Annotated in this window: 23 protein-coding genes; 10 read left to right on the top strand and 13 right to left on the bottom strand. The window is 69.8% G+C overall.

The window, feature by feature from the left end; translation table 11 throughout:
* Window positions 1-62: 62 nt before the first annotated feature.
* Window positions 63-1,088 carry a DNA polymerase Y family protein gene (locus ABD269_RS33035; protein WP_344123950.1) on the bottom strand — a complete coding sequence of 342 codons (1,026 nt, stop codon included), beginning with the start codon at window positions 1,086-1,088 and terminating at the stop codon, window positions 63-65.
* Complete coding sequence (locus ABD269_RS33040; protein WP_344123952.1) at window positions 1,085-4,579, bottom strand: DNA polymerase III subunit alpha; 3,495 nt, start codon at window positions 4,577-4,579, stop codon at window positions 1,085-1,087. Before ABD269_RS33040 ends, ABD269_RS33035 begins: the two co-directional genes overlap by 4 nt.
* Before the next feature lie 154 nt (window positions 4,580-4,733).
* Between ABD269_RS33040 and ABD269_RS33045 the strand changes: the two genes are divergently transcribed.
* Window positions 4,734-5,768: a YhgE/Pip domain-containing protein gene (locus ABD269_RS33045; RefSeq protein ID WP_344123954.1), complete on the top strand. Its 1,035-nt coding sequence runs from the start codon at window positions 4,734-4,736 to the stop codon at window positions 5,766-5,768.
* Window position 5,769: 1 nt separating this feature from the next.
* Here ABD269_RS33045 and ABD269_RS33050 read toward each other — a convergent pair whose 3' ends face one another.
* Window positions 5,770-6,276 carry a GNAT family N-acetyltransferase gene (locus tag ABD269_RS33050; protein ID WP_344123956.1) on the bottom strand — a complete coding sequence of 169 codons (507 nt, stop codon included), beginning with the start codon at window positions 6,274-6,276 and terminating at the stop codon, window positions 5,770-5,772.
* 154 nt (window positions 6,277-6,430) lie between these two features.
* Here ABD269_RS33050 and ABD269_RS33055 point away from each other — a divergent pair, with 154 nt between their 5' ends.
* Window positions 6,431-7,663, top strand: a complete 1,233-nt coding sequence (locus ABD269_RS33055; protein ID WP_344123958.1) for a glycosyltransferase — start codon at window positions 6,431-6,433, stop codon at window positions 7,661-7,663.
* A gap of 170 nt (window positions 7,664-7,833) precedes the next feature.
* Here the strand turns inward: ABD269_RS33055 and tgmC are convergent, their stop codons facing one another.
* From tgmC to ABD269_RS33070, 3 genes are read right to left on the bottom strand one after another with little or no spacing between them, the layout of a single operon-like run.
* Window positions 7,834-9,036 carry an ATP-grasp peptide maturase system methyltransferase gene (tgmC, locus tag ABD269_RS33060; RefSeq protein WP_344123960.1) on the bottom strand — a complete coding sequence of 401 codons (1,203 nt, stop codon included), beginning with the start codon at window positions 9,034-9,036 and terminating at the stop codon, window positions 7,834-7,836.
* Window positions 9,014-10,012 carry an ATP-grasp ribosomal peptide maturase gene (gene tgmB / locus ABD269_RS33065; protein ID WP_344123962.1) on the bottom strand — a complete coding sequence of 333 codons (999 nt, stop codon included), beginning with the start codon at window positions 10,010-10,012 and terminating at the stop codon, window positions 9,014-9,016. Before tgmB ends, tgmC begins: the two co-directional genes overlap by 23 nt.
* 3 nt (window positions 10,013-10,015) lie before the next feature.
* Window positions 10,016-10,249: a putative ATP-grasp-modified RiPP gene (locus ABD269_RS33070; protein ID WP_344124080.1), complete on the bottom strand. Its 234-nt coding sequence runs from the start codon at window positions 10,247-10,249 to the stop codon at window positions 10,016-10,018.
* Between the two features lie 195 nt (window positions 10,250-10,444).
* On the opposite strand from ABD269_RS33070, the gene ABD269_RS33075 reads away from it, so the two are divergent.
* The 4 genes from ABD269_RS33075 to ABD269_RS33090 are packed head-to-tail and all read left to right on the top strand — an operon-like array spanning window position 10,445 to window position 13,350.
* Window positions 10,445-11,812, top strand: a complete 1,368-nt coding sequence (locus ABD269_RS33075) for an NsdA family TPR-like regulatory protein (protein ID WP_486387819.1) — start codon at window positions 10,445-10,447, stop codon at window positions 11,810-11,812.
* Between the two features lie 13 nt (window positions 11,813-11,825).
* Window positions 11,826-12,131: a DUF6087 family protein gene (locus tag ABD269_RS33080; protein ID WP_344123966.1), complete on the top strand. Its 306-nt coding sequence runs from the start codon at window positions 11,826-11,828 to the stop codon at window positions 12,129-12,131.
* Window positions 12,128-12,781 carry a peptide deformylase gene (locus ABD269_RS33085; RefSeq protein ID WP_344123968.1) on the top strand — a complete coding sequence of 218 codons (654 nt, stop codon included), beginning with the start codon at window positions 12,128-12,130 and terminating at the stop codon, window positions 12,779-12,781. Before ABD269_RS33080 ends, ABD269_RS33085 begins: the two co-directional genes overlap by 4 nt.
* Window positions 12,778-13,350 (top strand): peptide deformylase, encoded by a 573-nt coding sequence (locus tag ABD269_RS33090; RefSeq protein WP_344123970.1) that lies wholly within the window; start codon window positions 12,778-12,780, stop codon window positions 13,348-13,350. The genes ABD269_RS33085 and ABD269_RS33090 overlap by 4 nt, the downstream gene beginning before the upstream one ends.
* A 209-nt stretch (window positions 13,351-13,559) precedes the next feature.
* On the opposite strand, the gene ABD269_RS33095 is transcribed toward ABD269_RS33090, so the two are convergent.
* Complete coding sequence (locus ABD269_RS33095) at window positions 13,560-13,787, bottom strand: hypothetical protein (RefSeq protein ID WP_344123972.1); 228 nt, start codon at window positions 13,785-13,787, stop codon at window positions 13,560-13,562.
* Between the two features lie 140 nt (window positions 13,788-13,927).
* Entirely contained in the window at window positions 13,928-14,992 is a 1,065-nt protein-coding gene (locus ABD269_RS33100) for a glycosyltransferase family 8 protein (RefSeq protein WP_344123974.1), read from the bottom strand.
* 108 nt (window positions 14,993-15,100) lie between these two features.
* Between ABD269_RS33100 and ABD269_RS33105 the strand changes: the two genes are divergently transcribed.
* A complete protein-coding gene (locus ABD269_RS33105; protein ID WP_344124082.1) occupies window positions 15,101-15,832 on the top strand; it encodes a Stf0 family sulfotransferase in 732 nt (243 codons plus the stop codon).
* A gap of 315 nt (window positions 15,833-16,147) precedes the next feature.
* Complete coding sequence (locus tag ABD269_RS33110) at window positions 16,148-16,522, top strand: hypothetical protein (RefSeq protein ID WP_344123976.1); 375 nt, start codon at window positions 16,148-16,150, stop codon at window positions 16,520-16,522.
* Here the strand turns inward: ABD269_RS33110 and ABD269_RS33115 are convergent.
* A complete protein-coding gene (locus tag ABD269_RS33115) occupies window positions 16,482-17,417 on the bottom strand; it encodes a hypothetical protein (protein ID WP_344123978.1) in 936 nt (311 codons plus the stop codon). The two genes, ABD269_RS33110 and ABD269_RS33115, sit on opposite strands and share 41 nt — an antisense overlap.
* A 2-nt stretch (window positions 17,418-17,419) precedes the next feature.
* A complete protein-coding gene (locus tag ABD269_RS33120) occupies window positions 17,420-17,887 on the bottom strand; it encodes a hypothetical protein (protein ID WP_344123980.1) in 468 nt (155 codons plus the stop codon).
* A gap of 58 nt (window positions 17,888-17,945) precedes the next feature.
* On the opposite strand from ABD269_RS33120, the gene ABD269_RS33125 reads away from it, so the two are divergent.
* Together ABD269_RS33125 and ABD269_RS33130 are read left to right on the top strand one after the other, a co-directional pair.
* A complete protein-coding gene (locus ABD269_RS33125) occupies window positions 17,946-20,966 on the top strand; it encodes a CHAT domain-containing protein (protein ID WP_344123982.1) in 3,021 nt (1,006 codons plus the stop codon).
* A gap of 263 nt (window positions 20,967-21,229) precedes the next feature.
* Complete coding sequence (locus tag ABD269_RS33130; protein WP_344123984.1) at window positions 21,230-21,799, top strand: hypothetical protein; 570 nt, start codon at window positions 21,230-21,232, stop codon at window positions 21,797-21,799.
* A gap of 273 nt (window positions 21,800-22,072) precedes the next feature.
* Here ABD269_RS33130 and ABD269_RS33135 read toward each other — a convergent pair whose 3' ends face one another.
* From ABD269_RS33135 to ABD269_RS33145, 3 genes are read right to left on the bottom strand one after another with little or no spacing between them, the layout of a single operon-like run.
* Window positions 22,073-22,648 (bottom strand): DUF6262 family protein, encoded by a 576-nt coding sequence (locus tag ABD269_RS33135; RefSeq protein WP_344123986.1) that lies wholly within the window; start codon window positions 22,646-22,648, stop codon window positions 22,073-22,075.
* Complete coding sequence (locus ABD269_RS33140; RefSeq protein ID WP_344123988.1) at window positions 22,645-25,167, bottom strand: tyrosine-type recombinase/integrase; 2,523 nt, start codon at window positions 25,165-25,167, stop codon at window positions 22,645-22,647. The genes ABD269_RS33135 and ABD269_RS33140 overlap by 4 nt, the downstream gene beginning before the upstream one ends.
* Window positions 25,164-26,309 carry a tyrosine-type recombinase/integrase gene (locus tag ABD269_RS33145; protein ID WP_344123990.1) on the bottom strand — a complete coding sequence of 382 codons (1,146 nt, stop codon included), beginning with the start codon at window positions 26,307-26,309 and terminating at the stop codon, window positions 25,164-25,166. Before ABD269_RS33145 ends, ABD269_RS33140 begins: the two co-directional genes overlap by 4 nt.
* Window positions 26,310-26,463: the final 154 nt, after the last annotated feature.

The raw sequence follows: 26,463 nt of genomic DNA on the forward strand, positions 1-26,463 counted from the left end.
GAGTAGGGTGGGGTGCGGTTCTTGCTTTCGTCAAGCAAATTCACCGAGTTGAATGGAAAGTTTCAGGCCACATCCAGCGCCGCGGCGGGCCCCACCGCCCCCACCCCGAAGCGCGCCCGCGCCCGGTCGACGGCCGCCTCGACGCGGCGCGCCTTGTCGTCGGCGGGGTCGAAGGTCAGCTGGTACGCGCCGGGCCCGGCGCCGCCGAGCCCCTCCGCGCGCAGCGCCACCGCCCGCACCCGGGCCCGCTGGAGGCCGAGCGCGGCGTGCAGCGCGTACGCGGTGGCGGTCAGCACCGGGGTGTGCGCGGTCGGTTCGGCGAAGGACCTGGTGCGGGTGGTCGAGGAGCCGTCGGCGTAGCGGACGGTGAGCGTCAGCCCGCGGGCGACCTGCTCACCCTCCCGCAGCCGCGCCCCGAGCCCGTCGGCGAGCGTGAGCAGCGCGCGGCGCCGGTGGCCGTCGTCCAGCTCGTCCCCGCCGAAGCGGTGTTCCGCGCCCATCGAGCGGGCCCGCTCCCCCGGCGTGACGGGGGTCGGGTCGATGCCGCGCGCCCGCTCGTGGACCCGGCTGCCGGCGGCCGCGCCGAGGATCCGCTGGAGCGCGGGGAGCGGTGCGGCGGCGATCCGGCCGATGCTGTCGAGCCCGTACGCGCACAGGGTGCGGGCGGTCGCCGGGCCGACGCCGTACAGCGCGGCGGCCGGCTTGCGGGCGAGGAACGCGGCCACGGCGCCGGGGTCGTCGGGGAGCGTGCGCACGGCTCCGGGCGGGCCGTCGTGCGCGGCCATCCGCGCGAGCATCGGGTTGCCCGCGATCCCGACCGTGCAGTCGGCTCCGTACCGGGCGAGGGCGCGGACGCGTACGAGACCGGCGAGTTCGGCCGGGTCGTGCGCGAAGTAGCGCACGGCGCCGCGGACGTCCATCAGCGCGGCGTCGGGCGGCAGCGCCTCGACGACGGGCGTCACCTCGGTGAGCAGCGCGAGCAGCCCGTCGTAGGTCTCCTCGCCGACGGCGGGATGGAAGTGCACGTACAGCACGGTGGTTCCGGGAAGGGGCGGGACCGGGGAGAGGCTTCGCCCGCGCGCGCTCATCCCGCGCTCCCCGGGCTCGCGTGCCACAGCTTCCGTCCGGTGGGCGCGCCCTCGCCCGCGGGCCGGAGGTCGGCCCACGGGTGCATCTCGTAGCCGGTGGGCAGGTGGAGGCGGCGGGACGGCGCCGCGGCGGGACGGCCCGCGGGGCTCGCCAACAGCTCGGCCACCGCGGCGAGTCCGCCCTCCGCGCGGAGCCGGGTGAGCTCCGCGAGGTCCCACGCGGCGGAGCCCACCACGCTGAGGCTGCGGGGGCCGCGCCGCTGGACGACGCCGCGCACGAGCAGCAGCCAGGAGTGGAAGACGGTGTGCGCGCACCGCTCGTGGCTGGGGGCACCTCCCAGGCCGCCAGGCCTAGGGGGAGCGTCGAAGAAGGCGCAGTCGACCAGGCCCGTGCCGTCGTCCAGGGTCGTGAAGATGACCCGCTTGCCCGAGCGGACCGGCGGGGTCTGGGTGGCGGCCTTGGCGCCCGCGACCAGGACGGTCTCGCCGTGCCGCGTGTCGCGCAGCCGCTTCGCCGGGAGGGCGCCCAGCTCGGCGAGGAACGCCCGGTGGTCGGACATCAGATGGCGCGAGGCGTCCATGCCGAGCACGCTCAGCTCGGCGCCGAGGCGCTCCCCCGCGTCGAGGTCTGGCAGGCCGACGGGCGCGGCGCGGGCGCTGTCGACCAGCGGCAGTTGGGCGGTGGAGCCGTGTCGCCGCCGGTGGAGTTCGGCGATGTGCAGCAGCAGGTCACGGCGGTTGGGGCCGAAGGCGTCCAGCGCGCCGACCCGCGCGAGCCGTTCGGCGACGGGCCTCGCGGGCCGGGCGCGCTGCCACAGGTCCTGGAGCGAGGTGTAGGGGCGGCCCGCGACGATCCGTTCCGTCTCTGCCCCGGTGATGCCCTGCACCTCGGAGAGTGCGAGCCGGATCCCGAATTCACCGGACACCAGTTCGATTCGATAGGCGGCCGCCGACCGGTTCACGTCCAGCGGCAGGATCGGCACCCCGCGCCGCCGCGCGTCCGCGAGCAGCAGCCGCTTCGGGTACATCCCCGGGTCGTGCGTGAGCAGCCCGGCGTAGAAGGCCGCCGGGTGATGGGCCTTCAGCCACGCGGACTGGTAGGTCGGCACCGCGAACGCCACCGCGTGCGCCTTGCAGAAGCCGTAGCTGCCGAAGGCCGACACGATCTCCCAGGTGCGGCGGGCCACTTCGACCGGATAGCCGCGGGCCGCCGCGCGCTCCGCGAACCACGCGCGCACCCGGCCCGCCGCCTCCGGGTCCGACAGCGCGCGGCGCGTCTCGTCCGCGAAGTGCCGGTCGCAGCCGGTCATGATCCGCAGGATCTCGATGATCTGCTCGTGGAAGACGACCACGCCGTACGTCTCGCGCAGCGTCCCCTCCAGGTCCGGGTGCGGGTAGCGCACCGGCGCGCGCCCGTGCCGGGCCGCGATGAAGGGCCGCACCATGTCGGCGGCGACCGGGCCCGGCCGGAAGAGGGAGATGTCGACCACCAGGTCGTGGAAGGTCGAGGGCTGGAGCCGGCCGATCAGGTCCCGCTGGCCGGGCGACTCGATCTGGAAGCAGCCGAGGGTCTCGGCGGAGCGGATCAGTTCGTACGTCGCCGGGTCGCCCGGCCGCACCTGCGCGGGGTCGTCCAGGTCCACGCGGCGCCCGGTGGCCCGCTCGACCTCCGCCACCGCGTACGCCATCGCCGACTGCATCCGCACGCCCAGCACGTCGAGCTTGAGCAGCCCGAGGTGCTCCACGTCGTCCTTGTCGAACTGGGCCATCGGGAAGCCTTCGCCGCTGGTCGGCACGACCGGCGTACGGGCCCGCAGCGTCGCGTCCGACAGCAGCACCCCGCACGGGTGCATGGCGATGCCGCGCGGCAGCCCGTCCAGCGCCTCGACCAGTTCCCACAGCCGGCCGTGCTCCTCGGCCGCCACGCCGCGCAGCTCCGGCAGCTCCTTCAGGGCGGCGCGGGCGTCGCGGGCCCGGATGTGCGGGAACGCCTTCGCGAGCCGGTCCACCTCGGCGGGGTCCATGCCGAGGGCGGCGCCCACGTCCCGTACGGCGTGCCGCACCCGGTAGGTCTCGGGCATGGCGACGGTCGCGACCCGGTCGGCGCCGAAGCGGTCGAAGACCGCGCGGTAGACGTCCAGGCGGCGCGCGGACTCCACGTCGATGTCGATGTCGGGCAGCGCGGTCCGGCGGGCCGACAGGAAGCGCTCCATCAGCAGGCCGTGTTCGACGGGGTCGGCGTGGGCGATCCCGAGCAGGTGGTTGACCAGGGAGCCCGCGCCGGAGCCGCGGGCGGCGACCCGGATGCCGAGCGCGCGGGTGTCGTCGACGACCTGGGCGACGGTGAGGAAGTACGAGGGGAAGCCGCGCCCTTCGACGATGCGCAGCTCGTCGTCCAGCCGGTCCCAGTAGCGGCGGTCGCGGTCGTATCCGCGCAGCACCATGGCCCCGGCGCAGCGGGAGCGCAGCACGCGGGCGGCGGTGCGGTGAGTGGCCCCGACCAGGTGGGGCTCGGGGAAGTGGACGGACCCCAGGCCCAGGTGGTCCTCGGGGTCGACGCGGCACTCGGCGGCGGTCTCCTCGGTCAGGGCGAGCAGCCGGTGCGCGGTGTCGCGGCGGAATCCGGCGGCCTCCACGACCCGCTCGGCGACGGCGGCCATCTCCCCCGCCCCCTTGAGCCAGCGCTCACCGCTGTCGAGGGGTTTGCGGGGGTCGATGGGCACCAGGCGGCGGGCCGCGTCGAGCACGTCGGCGACGGGCGCCTGCCCGGGGTCGGCGTAGCGGGCGGCGTTGGTCAGCACGGGGCGTACGCGCTGTTCTGCGGCGAGGCCGAGGGTGCGGGCGGCGAGCCGCAGCGAGCCGGGGCCGGTGCCAGTGCGGCCGTGGCAGACGACCTCCAGCCGCAGGGAGTCACCGAACATTTCCCGCCATGGCGCGAGCAGCCGCGCGGCCCGGTCGGGGCGCCCGGCGACGAGCGCGCGGCCGACCTCGGAGCCGGGGCCGAGGAGCACGGTCAGGGGGGCGCGGATGCCGGTGGCGGCGGCCGCGAGGTCTTCGTGGGCGAGCCCGGGGGCGCGGCCGACCGTGCCCCCGGCCCCGCTTCCGGCGGTCCCGTCAGGGGTGACCCACGCCGCGGAGACCAGCCCGCACAGGGCCGCCCAGCCGGCCGCGCCGTCCCGGGCGAGGAAGGTCACGCGGGGCGCGGACTCGTCGATGAAAGCGCCGCCCCGTACGGGGGCGCGCCGCCGGACGGTGGGGCCGGGCCCGGGGGTCCTCTCCCGTACGGCCAGGTCGACGCCGAACAGCGGCCGCACCCCGGCCCGGGCGCCCGCCCGGGCGAACCGGACCGCTCCGGCGAGGCTGTCGCGGTCGGTGAGGGCGACGGCGTCCATGCCGCGTTCGGCGGCGCGCTCGGCGAGGCGCTCCGGGTGCGCGGCGCCATACCGCATCGAGAACCCCGACGCGGTGTGCAGGTGCGTGAACCCTGCCATCGCACCTCCTGCGCTCGCTCACCCCCTGGCCGATTTCCGCCCTCCCGTATCCACCATAAACCACACACTCGAACATTCATACGAACATCGTGGGCGGTCGCCCGAACGGCCCGCACCGCCTGCGGCCACCCCCCGGACCCCGCACGCTCGGGACATGGACCGCACCCCCGGCGACACCGCCCGTCCCACCTTCATCGAGGAAGTGCGGGAGGCGGTGACGGCCCACGCGGCGCTGCTGGTGATCGGCGTGCTGGTGCTCCAGCTCGCGTTCATCACGTCCTACATCGGCGCCTTCCACGCCCCGAAGCCGAAGGAGATCACGCTGGGCGTCGTCGCCCCGCAACAGCTGAGCGAGCAGCTGGTGGAGCAGCTGTACGTGCTGCCCGGCACCCCTCTGGAGCCGAGCGCGGTCCGCGACGAGGCGGACGCGCGGCGGCGGATCCACGACCGCGACCTGGAGGCCGCCCTGGTCGTCGACCCGCGCGGCACCACCGACACCCTGCTCGTCGCCGGGGGCGCGGGCGCTTCCCTCGCCCAGGCGGCCGAGGCCGTCGTCACCCGCGCCGAGGACGCCCAGCAGCGCTCGGTCAAGGTGGTCGACGTCGCCCCGGCCGCGGCGGGCGACGCGCGCGGCCTGAGCTCGTTCTATCTGGTGGTGGGCTGGTGCGTGGGCGGCTATCTGTGCGCCGCGATCCTCGCGATCAGCGCCGGCGCCCGCCCCGCGAACCCCCGGCGCGCGGGGTTCCGCCTCGCCGCCCTCGCGCTCTACGCCGTCGCCGCGGGCCTCCTCGGCGCGGTCATCGCGGGCCCGGTCCTGGGGGCGCTGCCCGGCAGCATCCTCGGGCTATGGGGGCTGGGCGCGCTGGTGGTCTTCGCCGTCGGCGCCACAACCCTGGCCCTCCAGGGGCTGGCGGGGATCATCGGCATCGGCCTGGCCATCGCGATCGTCGTGGTCCTGGGCAACCCCAGCGCGGGCGGCGCCTATCCCTACCCCCTCCTCCCGCCCTTCTGGCGCACCATCGGCCCGGCGCTCCCGCCCGGGGCCGGCACCTGGTCGGCGCGCTCCATCGCGTACTTCCGGGGCAACGCGCTGACGGGGCCACTGCTGGTGCTGTCCGCGTGGGCGGCGGCGGGGGCGGCGGTGACGATGGCCTGCGCGGCATTCCGGCGCGACCCGGCGGAGCGGTGAGTCACACGCTCTTGAGGTCCAGCCGCCAGTTGTTGGACCTCATCCAACTGCCCTTCGGATACTCGACCTCGACCGCGCCGAGCAGCTCGAAACCGGCTTTTCGGCAGACCGCGTTCGAGGCGGGGTGGTCCACTCCGGGGAACGTGTGCAGGTAGCGGTGACACCCCGCGGCCCGCGCCGCTTCGACGACCGCCCGGGCTGCCATCGCGGCGAGCCCCCGCCCCTGGAACTCGGGCAGCACCGCCCACCCGGTCTCCCACACCGCGCCGCCCTGCCAGTCGGACTCCCAGAAGCCGATCGAGCCGACGGTCTCGCCGCCTTCCGACACGACCCGGTACATCCGCCCGCGCTCACGCAGCCCGACGTACCGCCGGTGCCGAGCGACCAGCTGTTCCTCGGTCTCGGGCCCGCCCAAGTGCTCTGTCATCCCGGATGTGTTGACCCTCCGCAACACCCAGAAGTCGTCTTCGCTCCAGGGCTTCAGTGTCACCTGCGGTGTGCTGTTCATGGCGACAACCCTAGGGGCCGCCCCGTGCGCCGGGCCGGGCTCTCCTCCCCGCATTTCAACCGTATACCGGACAGGGGGACTTGCCGCAAGGCCCCCATAAGGGGCGAAAATCGCCTCCCACGCGCCGAGGGGTCCGGCGCGGGACGGGAGCGAGATGCGTTTTCTGTTGTCCACGATCGGGTCGCGCGGAGAGGTCCAGCCACTCGTGGCGCTGGCCGTGCAGCTCAAAGCAATGGGGCACGACGCCGTGGTGTGCGCACCCCCCGACTTCCACCAGTGGGCCGAGTCCCTGGGGGTCACGTACCTCTCCGTCGGACCCGAGCTGCGCGGGACCGCGAAGCGGAACGCCGGTACCGTCCCCACGCCCGAGCAGCGGCGTCGGATGATCGAGAGCACGGTCGCCGAGCAGTTCGAGGCGGTCGGCGCGGCCGCCGAGGGCTGCCACGCCATCGTGGGCGGCGGCGGGCTGGCGGTCGCCGCCCGCTCGGTGGCCGAACAGCGCGGCATCGGCCACGTCCACGCCGCGTTCGCCCCCATCACGCTGCCGTCCGCGCACCACGCACCGCCCGTCTTCAAGATGCTCGGGCAGAAGCCGCCGGACGGGCCGGTCGGCAACCACACACTCTGGGCCGAGGACGCCGCGCGCTGGAACACCATATGGCGCACGGCTCTTGACGCGCGGCGCGCGGCCGTCGGACTGCCGCCGGTCGAGGACGTGCGCTCCCACATCCTCACCGACAGCCCGTGGCTGGCCGCGGACCCGGTACTGGCGCCCTGGCCGGAGCCGTCCGATCCGTCCGAGCCGTCCGAGCTGGACGTGGTCCAGACCGGGGCCTGGATGCTGCCCGACGACCGGCCGCTGTCCGCCGAACTGGAGGCGTTCCTGAAGGCCGGCGAGCCACCCCTCTACTGCGGGTTCGGCAGCATGCGCGCGCCCGAGGGCATCACCAGGACAATGATCGATACGGCCCGCTCGCTCGGACGGCGCGTGATCCTCTCCAGCGGCTGGGCAGACCTGTCACCCGTGGACGACGAGCCCGACTGCCTGTCGATCGGCGAGGTGAACCAGCGGGCGCTGTTCCGGCGGGTCACCGCCGTGGTGCACCACGGCGGCGCCGGCACCACCACCGCCGCCGCGACATCCGGGACACCGCAAGTGATCGTCCCGCAGATGTTCGACCAGTTCTACTTCGCCCACCGCGTCGACCGACTCGGCATCGGCACCGCACTCCCGACCGGCGACCCCACCCCCGACTCGCTGCTCACCGCCCTCCGCCACGCCCTCGATCCCGAGACGGCGGACAGGGCCCGAACCGTCGCCAATTCCATGCGCACCGACGGCGCGTTGACCGCGGCCCGGCGACTGATCGAGATGGGGGGCGGCTGACGATCGGCGCTGTGCTGGTCACGACCCACCAGCCGAGAGCGTCGAGAAGGCCGAGGCCGATGGCAACGGTCGCGGCGTGGGTGGCCGTGGCGATGCGGGTAACGGTGCAGGGCACAGCAGTCTTCTCCTTGTGCGAGTAGCGGCAGTACGGCCCGGCCACCGGTGCGCATTCAGAACGGCCGGGGCAACGGCAGGCTGGGCATCTGCGGGTGCCACAGATGCTGCCCGCCCTCGCAGACGTGCAGGGTGAAGGTCTCCGGTTCCGGCTGACCGGCCGCGTCGTACGCGTCCAGGGTGTTCTCAATGCGCTCCCACAGCCTGATGGGCCCGCCCTCGCGCACCCTCCAGTTATCCCCCTCGGGGCTGAGGGTGGCGGCGGAACCGGTGGCCACGTCGACCAAGTGCACTGCTTCTCCAACGGTGGTCATCTGGGTATTCGGTACAGCGCACTGGGCGAGGAAGCGGGGATGGAATGTCTCCTCGGTGGCGGCGGTGATCCGCTCTGGGCCGTGCCTGGCTTCGCGTGACTGGTCGGGGAGGCAGGCGGCCCAGTGAGTGGGGTTGCCGAACGCAGGGGCTGCATGGGTGCGCGCAGGCATGAAGGAGACGGTGCCGGGCAGCAACTGCCCTTCGGCGGTGCCGTCCTCGGCGACGGCGAGCAGGACTCGGGCGTATCCGTGGAGCCAGCCGCTGAGGGTGAGCAGAATTTTCCCGCCCGGCCGGGTCTGGGCCAGCAGCGCGGGTGGGACAGCGCGGAAGGAACAGGCCGCCACGATCCGGTCGAATCGCGCTTCAGGCCAGTATCCATACGTTCCGTCCGCTACTGCCAGGGTTGGCGTATAGCCGCACCCATACAGGGCGCCCGCCGCCTGGTTGAGCCGGTGCGGGTCCACCTCGATGCTCGTGACATCAGCGGAGCCGAGGCATTCGCACGCGAGCGCCGTCGAGTAGCCGGTCCCGGTGCCGATCTCCAGCAGTGTGTGTCCTTCCTGCAGATCCGCGTCGATCCACATGCGTACGACGAGCGAAGGCAGAGTGGACGAGGAGGTTGGCGCTCCGCCGCGCCGCTCGAAAGGGCTCTTCCAGTCGGGCTCGTCGCCGTCGAACTGGGTGATGAGCGTCGTGTCGGAATACGCGGCGGCCAACCACCGGCCAGGGGCGAGTTCGGCGGTGACCGGATCCCAAACTGTCAGCCCCTGCCCGTCACGCTCGTTGGCGGGCAGGTAGAAGCCGGGCACGAATCGGTGCCGGGGCACTCGCTCCACTGCCTTGCGCCAGGTCGGATCGGTCAGGACGCCAACCTGAGCGAGGGCTTTTGCCATCTCCTCGCGCAGGTTGGCGGCGGTGATCTCAAGATCGGCGGGCATCGTCATGGCCTGCCGTCTCCTTCCTGCTAAGGATGTCGGCGAATGCTTCAGTGATGGCCAGTGCGTCCGGGAGCCAGCCCCACTGCCCGTTTGGATTGCATTCGATCGCCGTCCAGTGCTCGGGAGCTCCCCCGTCACCGGTGAGCGCGAAGTCGAAGCAGCCGAATACCAGGCCGAACGATGCCAGATAGCCGTGCAGGGCGCCTTGGATCGGGCCGGGGACGTCAATGGGGGTGTGCACAAGATCGCCCCAGTCGCCTCGGCGCCAATCCAAGGCGCCGTCTGGAGCCTCGATACGGCTGGCAAAGATGCGACTGCCGACCACGGTGACTCGGACGTCGCCGATCTTGCGTATCTCGGCCTGGAACAGGTGCGCGGTTATGGCGATCGAGTCATCGAAGGTCTCCGGCGCGACGCGCTGAGTCCAAATCGCACCGGTGTGGCCATCCTGAGAGCGTGGCAAGCCCCGGAATGTCTTGTAGACGACGGGACCATGCTTGGCTGCGAACTGCCGCGCAGCCTCAGCATCGTTGGTAACCAGCGTCGGCGGGATCGCCAGCCCGAGTTCAGTGAAGCGCTGGAGCTGGACGGGCTTGAAATCCGCGCAGGTGACCGCGGCCGGGTTGTTGACGTACAGCGCGCCGTGCAGGTCGTTCAGGATGCCGCCGAGCCCGTGCCTGGCCTCGGCAGCGACGAAGTCCCTTTGCTGCTGGGGCAGGTGCTCGAATCGGGTGGTGTACGGAGTGGGGCGACGGTAGTAGACCGCCGCCACCTCCCCCAGCTCCACCTCCCGGCTCGCCGTACGCAACCGCCCGCCCCATGCAGGCGCCCCCGCCTCGATGCGGGCCGCGAAGGTCAGGTTGGGCCCGATGTCGGCCGGGTCGACGCGCACGACAGGCACCTCGCGCTCGTTAAGCGCGCCGATGACCCAGTCCGCGGTGACGTCTTCCAGCGCGGTGACGACCAGGACGGTGGAGGCCATCGATCAGTCCGACTCGTAGTCGGTGGTGTGGTCGTCCTGAGTCTGCGACTGCGGGTTCTGCCCGTCGCCGCCCCCGGACATCGACGCGGTGCCGGTCGTCTTCGACGTTCCGTGCTTACCCATCTCCACGACCTGCCCGGTGGTGTCGGTGTACTGGGCGGTCTGCGTGGACGCGTCGAGTGTCACCGCCGCATACGACGGCGGGGAGACCGGCAGCCGGTCGGTGATCAAGCGCATCGCCCACGGTGCCCGGGTGGTGGTCGGCATTGCCATGTGCTCACCTTTCCCTTGCTGTCCCAGCGGGACGCCGTCCAGCATCCCGCCTGTGCAGAATCGATGACCGACGCCCGGTATGGCCAGTACCGTGGATGCCGCGAACCGTGGCGAAAAAGCCACACTCCGTGACCACCGTCGGGGAGAGTGAGGCACGAGGTGTCCAGCAGATCCGGCAACGCACACTTGGCCCTGTGGATCTCCGCAAGTGGCTTGTCCCATGGGGAGCTCGCCCGCCGGATCGCTGCTACAGCCAAAGCCCAAGGCCATCGCCAGATCGCGCCGGACGCCACACGCGTCCGGCGTTGGATCGACGGTGAACACCCACGCCTTCCGGTGCCTGCACTGCTCGCGGCCGTACTCTCCGAGTCAGTCGGGCAACCGCTCACTGTCGGTGATCTCGGCTTGACCAGCGCAAGTCCGGCGGTGGATACGATCCAGCTCCCACTGCTGACCGAGGCAGCCGCCGAGGCCCTGGCCGGATGGACACAGATGGACCTGTTCATGAACCGCCGCGACACCCTCAAACTCGCCATAGGCGCCCCGCTGATCCTGGCTGCCGAACGCATGCTCGGCGGCACCGCGCATGCTCTGACACGGGGCACCCGAGGCTTCGACACCGATACCGTCACCGCGCTTGAAGACGTCACCACCTTCTTTGCCCGTTCCGACGCTGCTCGGGGCGGCGGCCTGTACCGGGCGGCGATCGTCGCCCAGCTCGGCGAAGTCGCTCGACGCATCCAGGCGGGTGTCCCTGTCGGTCTACGAGATCGCGTCTTCGCCGCGACCGCCGACCTGGCGGCGCTGGCCGGGTGGGTCAGCCACGACTGCGGCCGGTACGGGACAGCACAGCGGTACTGGAGCTACGGAATCCATGCGGCTGGCGAGGCCGGGCAGCGTGACCGCGGTGTGGAGATCGTTACGCGTATGTCCCATCAGATGATTTACCTCGGTCGACCCGGTGATGCCCTCGGTTTGCTCGACGTGGCCACGGCAAAGGCCAAGCTGCCTGTGGTCAGGGCGCTGGTCGCCTCTCAGACCGGCCGGGTCCACGCCGCTCTTGGGGACGAGCGCCAGGCTCAGCAGAACTTGGGCGCTGCCGACGAGCTTCTGGCTGACGGACTCGACGATGTGCCTGAGTGGGTGGGCTACTTCGACGTCGCCGAGCACGCCGGCGCCCGCGCGGTCTCCGCCCGTGACCTTGCCGGACACGTCCGCCCTCACCAGCCCGCAAGCACCCACTTCGAGGAGGCATTGAGGCTGAGGGCACCCGGGTTCGAGCGCGTCCGTGTCATGGACCGCATCGGGCTCGCCGCCGCATTGTTCGACGAGGGCGAGCCCGAACGAGGTGCCGAGGCCGCCCAGCAGGCACTCGATGACGCCGCCCGCATCGACTCCACGCTCGTGGCATCCCGGCTCAACACCCTGCTGGACGCTGCCCGTCCTTACCACACCCCAGCTGTGAATGACATACGAGCCCAGGCCAAAGACCTCGCCACCGCCCGGCCGACCACCGTCGCCGCCTGAGAACATCGAGCGCATGGGCAAGCACAGCCGACCCGGACCACCGAACCAACCCTCCCGCGCCAACGCGCGCTTCGAACCCGACGACCCGCTCGCGCCGTACGAACGACGGCGACACGCGCCGCTGGACCAGTACCGCCGCCACCGACCGCTCCACGGCGGTGCCGTCCACGTCCGACCGGACGAACCACGAGTCTTGGAGGAATGGGACGGCTTCACCTACGTGCCCGTCGGCACTGCGTCTGACCTGACGGCGGCACGGAAGTGGGCGAATGAGCTCTACCAGTCACCGGGTGACGCGAACCAGGGAGAGTTGCGGTGACCGAGGTGCAACCCAGCCAGCGCATGCGGGACCTCGGTGTCGTCCAGCACGGCGCCGAAATCCTCGCCGAGCCCGCGGCCGCCTTCGAGCTGCCCGCCGAGAAGGCCACCGCCGAGCACGTCATCGAGCGGCTGGCCGACGCCATGGACCGCATCGCCCAGGCCCACGATTTCAGCGGCAAGGGCATGGGGCTCGCGGCCCCGCAGATCGGCATCGCCCGCGCGGCCGCGACCGTACGGCCCGCCGACGCCGGAGCGGAGCCGATCGTGCTCCTCAATCCGCGCATCGTCGCGGGCTCCGAAGAGATGGACGAGCAGTACGAGGGGTGCCTCAGCTTCTTCGACGTCCGTGGCATGGCCCCTCGTCCCCTGCGGATCACCGTGGAGGCCACCGCCCTGGACGGCACCACCCGGATCACGGTGTACGAGCGCGGCCTGGCCCGGCTGATCCACCACGAGATCGACCACCTCGACGGCCTCCTCTACACCGCCCGGATGCGGCCCGGAGTCGAGCCGATCCCGATCGGGGAATACCGGCAGACCGGCCTTATCTGCAGCTGTCAAGCATTTGTGCAGGTAGGCGCCGTGGACCAGTATCAGGGACATGAGGCACGTGGGCTCTCGGAAACTGGGCAAGGAGCGCGCCGGTGACCACTCCGCCCACCGCGAGCGACACGATGAAGTCCATCGGGATCGTGCAGGAAGGCGATCCTGTACTCACTCAGCCGGCACGGCACTTCGATCTCCCTGGTGAGGCGTCGGCAGCGCGGAAGGTCGTGGCAGCGCTCCACGCAGCTGCCGATCGAGCAGCGAAGGTGCACAACTTCAGTAAGGGTATGGGGGTGGCCGCGCCTCAGGTCGGCCTCTCTTGGCGTGCGGCGATCGTCCGGCCTCCTGGAGGGGACGTGATCGTTCTCTTGAACCCGACCGTGGTGGAGGAATCGCCGGAGGTCGATGAGCAGTATGAAGGTTGCCTTTCCTTCTTCGACGTCCGCGGGAAGGTTCCCCGTCCGCGTGTGTTGCGGGTTGAGCATCAGGACTTCAATGGACAGGCCCGGACGACGACGTTCGCTGACGGGCTTGCCCGGCTGGTCGCGCACGAGCTCGACCATCTGGACGGCGTACTGTACGTGTCGCGGATGAGCCCCGGCACCGGGGTGATCATGGTTGCCGAGTACAAGGGGACCGGTAGGCAGTGGCAGTACGGAGAGAGCCAGTAGCGCGCTGGTCGGCATGGGGACAGTGCCATCCGGGCCGAGTCTGTTGACGGTGGTCCGCTGGTGTGAGAAATGACGTTGGGCGGTCTGGCGAGGAGCGAGCGTGCTGTAGGTTCCGCGTTCAGATGTCACACGGCGGCTTCATGAGCTGCGGCTTCGTCTGAATCCGCGCTCAGTGTCATCTTGATCGTTCCGGCTTTCGTGTCATTTCCCTATGCGGTGGCTTGAAGACGAGCGGCTCTCTTTCGCGTGGACTCCAGTTTCTCCTCGGTCCCCTTCAGCGCCTCACGCAACTGATCCCGTTCGGCCTCGGTCTCCCGCAGCCGCGCCATGTCCGCCTTGAGCTGGTCCCGCTCCGCGCGCAAGATTCTGAGTTCTGCCGTGGCCACTTCCAGGTCGGCCGCCAGCGACTCGGCCGAGACGTCCGAGCCCGCCTCCACCTCCAGTTGTGCAGCCCCGTTCTGCTTCTTGATCGCTTCCTCGATGTGTTCGCGCAGTCCCTCGGCGTATACCAGCCAGTTCGAGACCCGCGCTGTGCGAGCGAGTCTGAGGAAGGTGATCCGCTCTCCCGCCGCGGCCGTCAGGCGAAGCGAGGCCTTTTGCGACGCCGGGACCGTTGATCCTCATCATGCTCGTTTGGGTAGCCGATCACCGCCGCAGGGAATGTCGCCGACCTCCTGCTCCCGGTAAGTGCCAGGGACGGCGTCTCTGGGACGGTCGGGGAGGTCGGCCGAGATGGCAAGGTGACGGAATTCGGCGTCACGTCCTCGACGGTCGGGGGGGTCGGCCGAGATGGCGAGGTGACAGGGTTCGGCGTCACGTCCTCGATAGTCGGCGTGGTGAAGTGACGATATCGCCTGAGGTTCTCGGTGTCCGGGTACGGGTGACGCCATGGCTTGCGGGAGCCGATGAAGTGGAGCACGAAGGCACGTCGCTCCTGATCTCGGTACGCGTGGTACTCCGTACCCAGTCGCGGCGGCCAAGCCTCGGGCGGGATGTCGCGGAAGTCAGTCATCGGGAATACGTTCCAGCGCGGATCCAGCTCGATCCATCGACCGTGCGTGAGCGCGTTGAGCGCATCTTGCTCCAGACAGACCGGGACCTGATCCTGGCTCGCAAGCCAGTCCAGGGCCCGTTCGGTCAAGTTCTCCCGACGCCACTGGCGGAGGTTGCACAGCATCACCCCGGCATTGAAGTAGGGCGCGTCGGGCGCGAATTGTCCGCTGCCTCCGCCTGCCAGCGCCTCGTGGAGGTTGGGACGCCACATGTCCCGCACGGCCGCGAGGGGTCTGTCACGGAGGTCCGTCGCGAACAGCTCTGTCACGTCTCGCATCAGCACGACGTCCACGTCCATGTACAGCGCCACGTCGTCCGGCACCAGCTCTGGCAGGAACAGGCGCGCGTACGTCGCGCCGGTCAGGTAACGCAGCAGTGGCAGGTCGGACAGGTCGCGGCGCAGACGGACGACCTCCAGATCGAGCCCGCGGGACTTCGCGTGCTCGACGACGTCGGCGCTCGGCGAATCGTCTGTCATGAGTGCCGAGATGCGCACACCGCTCTTCGGCGGCAGGCAGCGGGCCAGCGACGACAGCATGTTGCGTGCCGCCGATGTGTACTGACCATCGAACGCGATCGCTATGCGCATCCCTCGACCCCCCACGTGCGCGACCTAGGAACCAATACGCTAAGAGGGAGTCGAGCGACGGTCAAGACGGCCCAAGAGGGGGTGCAACCTGTGGCGCGAGCGAGCGACATGGCGCCGGCAGCGGGCAGATGCCTGCTCATTTGCAGCACACCGAGGGCAGGGACTCACCTGCTGGCTGGTCTGCTGGAGAGCACGGGCTTGTCGGGCAAACCGCAGGAGTATCTGTACAACTACGTTACTGAACTGGACGGTGAGGACATCCCGATCGGTCCGGCGCACCGGACGCAGCCGGACCAGCTACGAAAGCTGATGCGGATCGGGACTTCAGCCAACGGCGTGTGGGGCCTGATCGTCATGGGGTCGTACCTGGACGAGGTCGTCGCCGGGCTGCGGCGATACCAGTCCGCGAGTGGAGCGAGCTGGCGCGAGGTGATCGAGCGCGCCTTCGGCCGCCCGGTATATGTGTGGAACCGGCGGCTGGACACGGCGGCACAAGCGGTGTCTCTGTACCGGGCGCTGGAGACCGACGTCTGGTATGCCGACGACGTTCGCGGTGTGGGCGCTGACGTTCCCTATCGTCGCGACCGGATCGCGCACTGGGAGCACATGATCCGGGAGCAGAACGAGGAGTGGGCGCGCCGGTTCTCCGGCAGCGGGATCACGCCGATCACGGTGACGTACGAGGAGGTGCTGGCGGACCCGGAAGGTGTGGTGGACCGGGTCCTGGACAGCCTGGGGGTCGCGCGAGGCGGCCGGCCGGTGCAGCCGCTCACACGCCGGCAGGGAAACGACGTGAGCTTGGAATGGCTGGCCCGGTACCGCCGGGACAGTTCAACATGACCGCTGTCTCCGCGACGACTACGAGGTAGCCCGAAAAAAGAGTGAACGCGCTGTCCAGCACTTCCATGCGACTTGTCCAATTAGGCATCGGCTGGACATGACGGCCTGGAATTGGAAGCCGAAACGCGGAACCTACACGTGCGCCTGTGGCCAGGAAGAAGAGCGGAAGGCTCGCAGCAGATACCTTCAACAAAACGTCTGAGCGGATCTGGAAGTTCGTCCTGGAGGCACAGGAGGCACAGGAGGCACAGGAGGGCCAAACTCTCGGACCAGGCAATAACCTGGATATATGAGGCCGCTCTACTCAAGACAGCCGTGGCGTTCGAGAAGCTGATGCTCGACTGCCACGTGACTGCCGTGAACAACGACACGAGCACGATCAGCGGTAACACGGGCATCGAGTTCCCCAAGCATCTGACTGATGAGGTCGGCGAGTACCTCGTCACCGGCGGCGGGTTCTTCGACTTCAAAGGACGGGACGGTCTCCTTAAGACTATTGCGAAATTTGTCCCCAAGAGTCACTACCTGTACCAGGTGATCAAGGACTCGAAGCATAAAGATCCACTGAACCTCCTCGTCGCGCTACGGAACTTCTCCGCTCATGAGCCGTCGGCCGGTCCTGGCTGCGCGCCGACGACCATCCGGGAGATCAGCGCGGCGGAGGCGTCCGGGTCCGGAGGCGGTCTGTGAGGGAGTCGCCCAAGGCCGTGTCCGGCGGGCCTGGGTGTTCAATCCGGAGCTGGTCGGCCAGGTCGCCGACGTGTAGATGGGCTGCGGCCTCCAGGAGCTGGGCGTAGGCGTCCGTGGCGGTGCGGATGAGGTGCCTGGCGACCAGCGCGAGCGCCACGGCTAACGGAGCGGCGGGCCACCACCACATGGTCAGCGGGGCATACAACAGCGCCCACCCGGCCAGCGTGCCCGCGTGGGTCAGCCCCTGTTCAGCGGCGGTGATCTCGGCGCGAGCGGTTTCGGGCAGGGTCAGCCACAAGTGCGGCCACACCAGGGGCAGATCCACATGATGGTCGCGCTCCAGGCGGACGACCACGGAGTGCAGGCGGTCGCCGCTCCAGGTGGGCCGGTCTGGTTCCTCGGCGGCGACGCGGAGCAACGCCCGGTGCAGGGCATGCCGGACGCCAGGGTCGGCACGTCGGCCACTGTGTGCCAATTCCAGAGCGTCGTAGTCCAGTTGCCGATGGTAGCGGGCGGCGGTAGAGGTCCAGCGGGCACGGCGGCGGGCGACCAGGGCGCGAGCTCCCCGGCGCAGCGGACGCGGCCAGGAGTGCCAGTCGGCGGCCAGTACGGTGCGTTGCACCAGCGTGCCCGCGCCCTGCGCGGCTAGCCCGGCGGCCGCCGCGGCTGCGAGGACTGCGCCGAGCAGGACGACCTGCCCGCCGATCGTGCTCGCCGCGGGCTCCTCGGCCCACCTCGTGACACGGGAGACGAGCAGTCGGCGGTCAAGGGCGTGGGACTGGCCGAGGGTGTGTGCGGCGGTCGCGACGGCCAGGAAGAGGGCTCCGGGCAGCACCAGAAGCGTCAGCCAACGCTCGGCGAGCTTCTGCCCCAGGGCAGTGAGGAATCCGCCCACCGCTACAGCCGTTCGCGGCGCAACGGCTGACCGGTGATGCGGCACTCGGACGGCTCCTGAGCGTCCGGCCAGGCATGGCGTGTGCACTGCCCGGTGGGGCATAGCAGCAGCCAGCCGTGGGGACGTTGGGCGCCGACCCCGATCGGGAACAGGCCACGCCCCTGACCGCGCACCCCCGTCGCGTCCCCGGCGAACAGCAGCGCCTCGTGCAGCGCGTCTAGCGGCGCGGTGGGATCCTGTCCGGCGCGCACTGCCGCCACCACCCGCTCCAACGGCTCGGCGCCCTGCGGCCCACAAGCCTGGAGGCCCTCGCGCATGTGGTCCAACTGGGTGCACACGTAGGCGATGTCGTCGCCCGTGCCCCCGGTCCGCGCGTCGTGCCGGTCGTCCATCGCATCCCCGATCGCCGAAGCCCGCTCCGGCGGAACTGGAAGCGGACCTGTGCCGTCATGATGTGGGAGAAGGACCACACCGGGCAACCTTCAGTTCCGGTACCTCGTGACCGTTCGGCCGCCGCAGGGAGCACGGATGAGTATGCGTGACGCATTATTGGAGTCGATCCGCGCCAGGCTCAACGAGGTGGTGGCTACCGGTGACCGATCGCCCGTCATGGAACAGGCCGCGATCGGCGATGCCATGAAACTCATGCAGTACGGGGTGAACGAGACGGCGGTGGATGCTGAAGTCCTAGTCGCCCTGGGCTGGTTCTACTTCTGGCGCTCCCAGGAGCTTCCCGAGCCGCGTGCCGAGGCGGAGCGTGGGGTCGCGCTCCAGCTTCTCGCGATCCCGTTCCTCGGCGGCGAGCAATTGCTGCCGGAACCACTGCTGTTGCCCCTGGCCGAGTCGGCGATCCCCGAAGCCACCAAGATGCTCGTACGCACCCTGCGGACGCCCGTGGGCGTGCGGGATGCGGCCCTGACCGTGGCGGTGTGGAGCAAGATCACCCTCCATCTGCCGGAGGACCACGTGGCGTATTACTCGGGCCTGAGCTGCCTGGGCCTGGCCTGGCGGCGCAGGTGGGAGATCGCGGGCGATCCTGTCGACCTGAACTGTGCTGTGGAGGTCGCCCGTGAGATCGCCGAAACCCTGCCCGCCGGCCGGCCGGGTCGGGCCACCTACTGGTTCCACCTCAGCACCGCCCTGAGCCTGCGCTTCGAACAGGGAGAGGACGTCGAGGACCTGGACGGCGCCGTTGAGGCCGGTCGCGAGGCTGTCCGTACCGCGACGGATGACGACCGCGATCGCTGCGTCTACCTGACGGGCCTGTCCAGGGTGTTACTGACTCGCTACTCCCGCATGGGAGACCGCCTCGACTTGGGCGCGGCACTGCAGACCGCCGGTGAGGCCATCGCGCGTGCGCCCGAGCGGCATCCCGACCACACCATGCTCCTGACCAACCACGCCAACGCGCTCGTCGCGCGGTACGCAACCTACCGAGAGGCCGACGACATCGTGGAGGCGGCACGGGCCAACCGCTTCGTCGTCCGGATCGCGCCGCGCACCCATTTCGAGTATGCCCGGTACCTCTCTAACGCCTGCGAGGTGCTGCGGCTGCTCTTCGCGCACACCAAGAACCCCGAGGACGTGAACGAGGCGATCGAGTACGGCTACCGTGCGGTGCGGGCTACGCCCGCCGGTGATCCCGAGCGGACCCCGTACCAGATCGGGCTCGTCCGGGCGCTGCGGGACCGCTTCGACGCTCTGGGTGACTTCGGCGACCTCGATGAAGCGGTGGCGGTCTGCCGTGCGGCGGCCCGGGGGGCGGCCCAACTCGACCACCCGGACCAGGCGATGGTCATGAGTGCGCTGGGGAGCGTGCTGCAGCAGCGGTACGAGCGCGACGGCACGAGCGAGGACCGTGACGAGGCGTTGGGGGTGTGGGAACGCACCGTCGCGATGAGGACGGCCCTGCCGCTGTTGCGGGTCGGCACCGCCCGGCTGGCCGCCGAGCTAGCCGCGCCGTCCGAGCCCGGGCGCGCGGCCCGGTTCCTCGAGCAGGCCATCCTGCTGCTGCCCGAGGTGGCCCCGCGCCGACTGCGCCGAGGCGACCAGCAGCGCGCACTGGGCGCCCACGGCGACTGGCTCACCGCGGACGCGATCGCGCTTGCCCTGTCCGACACCGGGGTGTCCGCACCGGAGCGGGCCTCGAGAGCGCTCCGCCTCGCGGAGGCCGGACGCGCGATCCTGCTCGCCCAGTCCCTCGACATCCGGGGCGACGTGACCGATCTGCGGGAACAACACCCGGACCTGGCACGAGAGTTTGTCGACCTGCGCGACCGGCTCGATCAGGACACCGACACGGTCGGAGCGTCAGCCGCCGTGCCGGGGGCACCCTCGCACTCTGCACGCTTGAGGCTGGCCAAAGAGATGGAGGTGCTCCTGGGTCGCATCCGCGCCCACGACGGCTTCGTCCGCTTCGGGCTGCCTCCTACTTTCGACGAACTGGCCGCGCAGGCCGGCCGCGGCCCCGTCGTCACGCTCAACGTGAGCCGCTACCGCAGCGACGCCCTGATCCTCACCCCGGACGGCGTCACCGTCTGCCCCCTTCCGGGGCTGGCGTTCGTGGAAGTCGTCCGCCGGATCGGCCAGTTCGACCTCGCGCTGGTCGCGGCGACTGCCCCCGACGCCGACCGAATCGCCGCCCAGCGCATCCTGCACGAGGTGCTGGAATGGCTATGGGAGGCGGCCGCCGAACCGGTCCTGACCGCACTCGATGCCCTGGGTCAACTCCCCGACGGGCAGGGCGCGTTGCCCCATGTGTGGTGGGCGCCGGGCGGGATGCTCGGCCTGCTGCCCCTGCACGCGGCCGGGTTCCACCGGGACCCCGGCCGCGTGCAGGGCCGGCGCACCGTGCTCGACCGCGTCGTCTCCTCCTACACGCCAACCATCCGCGCCCTGCGCCACGCCCGCGCCCGCCGCCCCGCCGCCACCGACCGGCCGCGGCCCCTGATCGTCTCCATGCCGACCACACCTGGCCACCCACCCCTGCCGCACGCGGCCCAGGAGACCGACCGACTCCGGGCCGTGCTCAAGGACCCGGTCGTCCTCAGCGCGTCAGGGGAACGGCCCGCGACGACGGCCACCGTCCTCGCCCAACTCGAGCACTGCGCCATTGCCCACTTCGCCTGCCACGGCATCACCGAGTTGACCGACCCCTCGCAGAGCAAGCTGCTTCTCCAGGACCACGCCGAGACGCCGCTGACGGTCTCCGCGCTGTCCCGGGCCCACCTCGCCCACGCCCAGCTGGCCTATCTCTCCGCCTGCCGCACCGCGCACCCCGGCAACCCCCGGCTGCTCGGTGAGGCCATCCACCTCACCAGCGCCTGTCAACTCGCAGGCTTCTCCCACGTCATCGGCACGATGTGGACCATCGACGACCGCCTGGCCGCCGACGTCGCCGAGTCGTTCTACACCAACCTGGCCGGCCCGACCGGCACGCCCGATCCCGCACGGGCCGCGACGGCCCTGCACCGAACCGTCAAAGATACGCGCGACCGCTTCCCGGCCACACCATCCCTCTGGGCGGGCTATCTCCACTCCGGCGCCTAGCGTCCTGGTGTCGGCGTACGGGCTCAGGAGCTGTCCGGTCGGCGGACGGCGTCACTCGGCCCACCCGTACCTCTTCCCTACCGACGTACCGCTTCGGACGCTATCTCCTCGTACGCCCGACACGTTCCCGGCCGGCGGAGGAAACTCACCTACTCGCAGTCGTAACGCGTGGGGGTACACCATGGCCGACAACCGACAACCAGCAGGACGTCGACGAGAATGCCGTCCGGTTCCACAACGCCGACACGCTCGACAACATCCCCTTGGCGCGGCTGCCCGAGCCGCTGCCAGTCCAGCCAGAGCGACATCGCGGGCTACTGATAGCCACAGTGGTAGTCATTGCCGCAGCTGTCGTCGGCAGCCTCTCGGCTGTCGGCATCGTCATGCTTCTCGACGGCGGCAAGAAGTCGGGGGCGGGGCGTGCCGCGAACGGTCCCGCTGTCTCCTCGACTGCACCGCCCATCGCGTCGAAGGCGTCCGTTTCTGAGCCCACAGTCTCGCCGAGCGCACTGGCCGTCACGCCGAGTGCTCCTATGCTGGAACAGGTGCAGGTCATCCAGGCACCTGCGACGGGAGGAGATCCCAGCGTCTCGTTTTGCCTCGTCTACACGGGTACCTCCTCCGGTCCGGTACGCGACGCCATCCTGCTGATGAACGCACCCGCCGGCGAGTGCCACGACTTGCTGCCCTACAACCCGGACACGGGGGCGTTCAGGACGCAGGCCCCCGAGTGTGCGGCGCCGACGCGCCCCGCCGTGGTGTCGTTCGACGAGATGAGCGGCTGGAGAGGCGAGGTCCTTTACACGTGCCTCACTCGCCACCATGGGGCCTAGCGTGCAAATCCGACCTTGTCTACGGTGTGAGTCGAGCGGCAGGGGCACGACCGGCACCGCGCCATTTTCGTTGTCACCTGACTATGGGGTAAGTAAGACGGTTACCGACTCCGGGACTGCTTCCGCGCCCAACGCCGCTCGGTTAAAGGACGCCGAAGCTGCCTCGGGCCTGGCGTCCTCGCAGGTCAGCGGCTCGCCGCTCACTGCTAACGGAGCGACGTTGCGTGGTGTCCCGCCTCGGAGAGTACGAGACGGGGCACCAGGCGCAACCAATCAGGAGACTTCGGCCTGCACACCCGACCGGATCATCCGGCGCAGGTTGCTGCGGACCGCCGCGACGTCATCTTCTGATTCACGGAGACGTCGTTGGAGTTCGCTGTTCTCTCCTTGAACCTGATTGAGTCGCGCGGTCAACTCGTGTTTGTGGCGAGTCAGTTCGTCGATCCGCGTGACGAGGTCCTTGGAGGCGACTTGCTCGAGCTGCTGCCCGAGACTGCGCTGCACAACACCCTTGAGCTGATCGCGCTCTTGGCGCAGGGCCTGTATCTCGGCGCGTGCGAGTTCCAGGTCCGTGCGGATGCTCGAGCTGCTCGTCGTGGCTCTGGTGAGCCGTTCCTGAGCGGGTCGGCTGGCCTGTTGGCCACGGGCCTTCTCTATGTGCTCCCGGACTCCGTCGGCATAGACCAGCCAGTTCGATACCCTGGCCGTGCGTGCGACGGCCGCGAAGGTGACCGGATCCCCCTGAGCGAGCATCTGGTCCACGGTGGCGAGGACGCGCTGTCGCTTGGCGCGGCTGTCCTGCCGGCGTGACTCGGCCAGAACCTCGGCGGGCTTCCTGCGGCTGTTCACGCCGACGCTCCCGACGTCTCGACGACGGTGAGCGGCAAGAGGGTGCGCCCTCCGGCCCGGACCTTCCGCAGGACCCTGCTGGCTTCCTTGACCTCGGCCTGGAGCTCTTCCGGCAGGTCCGTCATCCGGGCGTTCATGCGCTCGATGACGCCTTGGAATGCCTCGATCTGGTCGTTCAGGTTGCGGATGACGAAGGCGTCGGCGTCCATGGCCTCGGCCATCTCTCGGTCGGCCTTCAAGGCTCGGATGTGGTCCTCAATCGCGGGCAGGTAGGAGGGGTCGGGGCGGTAGAAGCCGCAGCCTGCGCACTGGAATCGGATGGCGCACTTCTTTCCGCCGGCCTTCACGTTCGAGGGCTCGATGCAGTTTCCGAACGGGACAGCGACGGACTTCGACTCGTACGACAGGTTCGAGGAGAAGGGAGCCGGATGCCCTTCGCGGTCGACGGAGTGAAGCCGCAGTGTTGTCACCGCCGATCGTTTCCGCTCCATCGTCACCTTGTAGTAGGTCATCGTCACGTCGGGAGAGCGATGGTCCATGAGGTCCATCAGCACGTCGATGTCGGTGCCTGCGTCGGCATGCCGCTGCGCAAACGAGGAGCGGAAGGCGTACGGGAAGATTCTGCTGCGGTCGAACGGCAGCGGCGTCCCGTTTTCGTCGGGCACGTCGGAGTCAAGATTCGGCAAGCCGTCGACCCAGAACCGCAGTGCCCGGGAGAAGTCCCCCGAGTCCATGTGCGCGTACTTGCGGTCGCTGGTCGACGCAGGGAAGAGGTAGTCGCGGCTTGCCAGGGTGGCACGGAGCTCGCGTCGGTGTCGTTGCCATCGTTGGATCACTTCCGCGGTCTGCCGAGTGATCGGCAACAGCCGCCGCATGCGCTTCTTCTTGAAGTTGTCCCAGATCAGGTGGTGCTCGCCCTGGTCGTACTTGAGGCAGTCCAGCCGTAGTCCGCAGAACTCCCGGGGGCGACGTCCGGTGTCGCGCATGACCATGTAGGCGGTCTGCAGCATCCATGCGAGATCGCTCTCGGACAGCCCGCTGCGGGGGAAGCGCGGGTCGTTCACACCGAACGACTCCAGGTAGGTGTCCAGCTGCTGGATCACGAACTCGGGGATTGCCTTGGCGGCTTCGTCCTCGTCCTCTTCAACTCGGGGGATCGTGTGGCCGGCGTTGGCCGCGAAGCGCATGGACAGGTCGTCCAGCAGCCCTTCGCCTCGGCCGAAGTCCAGGAGGTCGAAGAAGTGCCGCCGCAGAGCGGTGCGCACGCCGTAGCTGTAGAGGGTGCCGTCCAGCTGCCGGGCGTCGCCGAAGGAGGCGATGACGGCGTCCATGTCGGTGAGCCGCAGTGCTGCGGGATCCTGGCCACCGCCGGGTTTCAGCGACAGCGCGGTGGCTGCCAGGGTGCACGCCTGGAGTGTGGAGCGGAACCCGTGTGAGTTCGGCTGCACTGCGTGGACCCACTCCCACAACAGGCGACGAAGCCACGGTTGCCGGACCGGTGTCAGGTCGACGGTGGTGCTGGCGCGACCACGTCGGCCGGATTTGGTCAGTAGGGACGTGACGCCAGCCGTGGTCAGGTTGAGTTCGGTGATCGTGGCCGGATCGATGCCGCGGTGGCGATCGTATGCGGCCTTCACCCAGCCGATGAGTTCACGCCAGTGCGAGGCCGCGTTGAATCCGCTGACCGGGCAGTCCTCGCCGTCGAGCTGTGTCAGGGTTTCGAAGCCTGCCCAGACCTTGACCAACCGGCGTACGGTGCCGGGGTCCATGCGCACCCCTCGGAGATCACGCTGCTGCAGCGCGTAGAGGACCTCGTGGCGCACGACCGGGGCAAGCGGACTCAGGGAGAAGTCCGCCATGCTCAGCCAGGGCGCTTGCCGGTCGACCCAGACCTCGAAGGCGCCCAGGGTCAGTCCGCTCTCCTGGGCCTTCCGCCATTGCGTGCGATGGTTCGGGCACAGGCCGGTGGGCGAGTCGGACGCTGTGCCGCAACCGCGTACCCGGCATTCAGGAAGCGGCGGCAGCGCCTGGGCAGCGGAGTGGGCCCATTCGGCACGGGATATCGCGGAACCGCGGCGAGCGTGGCGCTTCCACGAGTCCGCGTGGGCCGAGCACAAGCCCCGCTGGGTAGCCGCTCGTGGACAAGGGTCTCCGCTGGCAACGACCGAGCAGGCACGGTCCCGCATCGGTGCCCTCCTGGCCGCGGCCGCCACATGAGTGGTCACAAACTCGTCCTGACTCAGCCCGCTCTGCTTATGGGAAGCGCGACAGGTCATGCAGAGCCCGTTTCGGGTGGTGATGCCGATGCCGCAGGTGGCCACGGAGCACGGCCACGCGCACGTCGTGTCGTTGAGCAGGTCGCCGCGGAACAACCAGTTCTCACCGTCCCACTCCTGTGGGCGCCAGGATGCAAGACGTTCTGGCCAACGTTCCTTCTGAAGCCACGCCACCCAGGCGTCGTCGCCTGCATGGGAGATGGGAATGACGGCTGTAGGCCGGATCGGTACTGCCGCGGTCATGCAGCACCGCCTCGGCCGGCCCCGACCTTCTCCACGGCAGCGCGTTTGTCGGCCTCGCTCGCATGGATGTACGGCACCATCGAGGATTGCGACTGGTGGCCCAGGAGCTTTTGGACCACGTCGCGGGGTTGTCCGCCCCTGATCCAGGCTGTCGCGGCGCCGTGCCGCACCATGTGCGGCCGAGCGGTCAGCTTCGCCTTCCTGGCGAGCCGGTCGAAGAGGTCCTTGGCCGTGGAGTAGGTCATGCCCCGGCCCAAGACGCCGCGAAAGAGGTTGACGAACACCATGTCGCCGTCGACCGCCTCGGGTACCTGCTCGCGCTCGTAGACGTACTCCGCATACAGCGCGACCAGCTCCCAGGTCACCGGCACCGTTCGTGGATGCCGTGACTTCGCCCAGGCTCCGTTCTCGTTGATCCGTCGCCGGACGTGGACGTGGGGGCCCTCGACCTGGCATCCCAGGGCGCGGGAGTTGGACAGGAAGTGCATGTCCTCCCGGCGCAGGCCCAGGGCTTCCCCGATGCGCAGAGCTGTGCACCACAGCAGCGCCACCAGGAACCGGTCCCGGGCGTGCCCCGTGACGGCGAGCAGTTGCTCGACGTCCTCGAAGGTCAGCCAGTCGATGCCGTCGTCGACCACGATGAACTTCAGCTCGCGGGCCCGCACGGTCCGGAACTGTCCGTCCTCGCCGGCGTTGTAGCCAGGCGGAAGATAGGCGAGGTACTTCTGCTGAGTCAGCTGGTTGGCCACGTCCTGCGGAACCCAGCCGTAGCGGGCACCGAACCGCAGCAGCTCGCACACGGTGGTCATCACCGCGTTCACCGTCTTCTCGGACCGGAAGCGCACCTTGCCGCCGCCGTTGCGGCGCCTCGACGGGAGCGGTTCCTGCACCAGCCACCGCATGAAACGGGCGAGTTGCCCGAGAGAGGGACGGGACCAGTCCACGCCCGACGCCGCGCACGCCGTCAGGTAGAGGGCCGACCGGCTGGCGTAGAGACGCTCCGTGTTCCACGACAAGCTGCGGGCCCGAAGCGAGTCGATGTACGACGACGCCTCACGGTGAAGTTCAAAGGTGCCGTAGTCGACCACGACCCAGGAGACCGACCCGTCTGTCGGTGAGATCGCCCTCTCTGCGCGGTACACCGCTGTCGACGTGCCAGATGTGACTGATATGCCTTGCAAACCCTCGGATACCTTTCAGGAACATGAAGATCCCCTCCAGAATCAGAGGTGCCAGAGGGGAAGAAGCTCCTGTAGTTAACCGGCCGCGCGTGGGCGTACGAGTCGTAGGAGTCGG

This window comes from Streptomyces blastmyceticus (genome assembly GCF_039521185.1).
GTDB lineage: Bacteria > Actinomycetota > Actinomycetes > Streptomycetales > Streptomycetaceae > Streptomyces > Streptomyces blastmyceticus.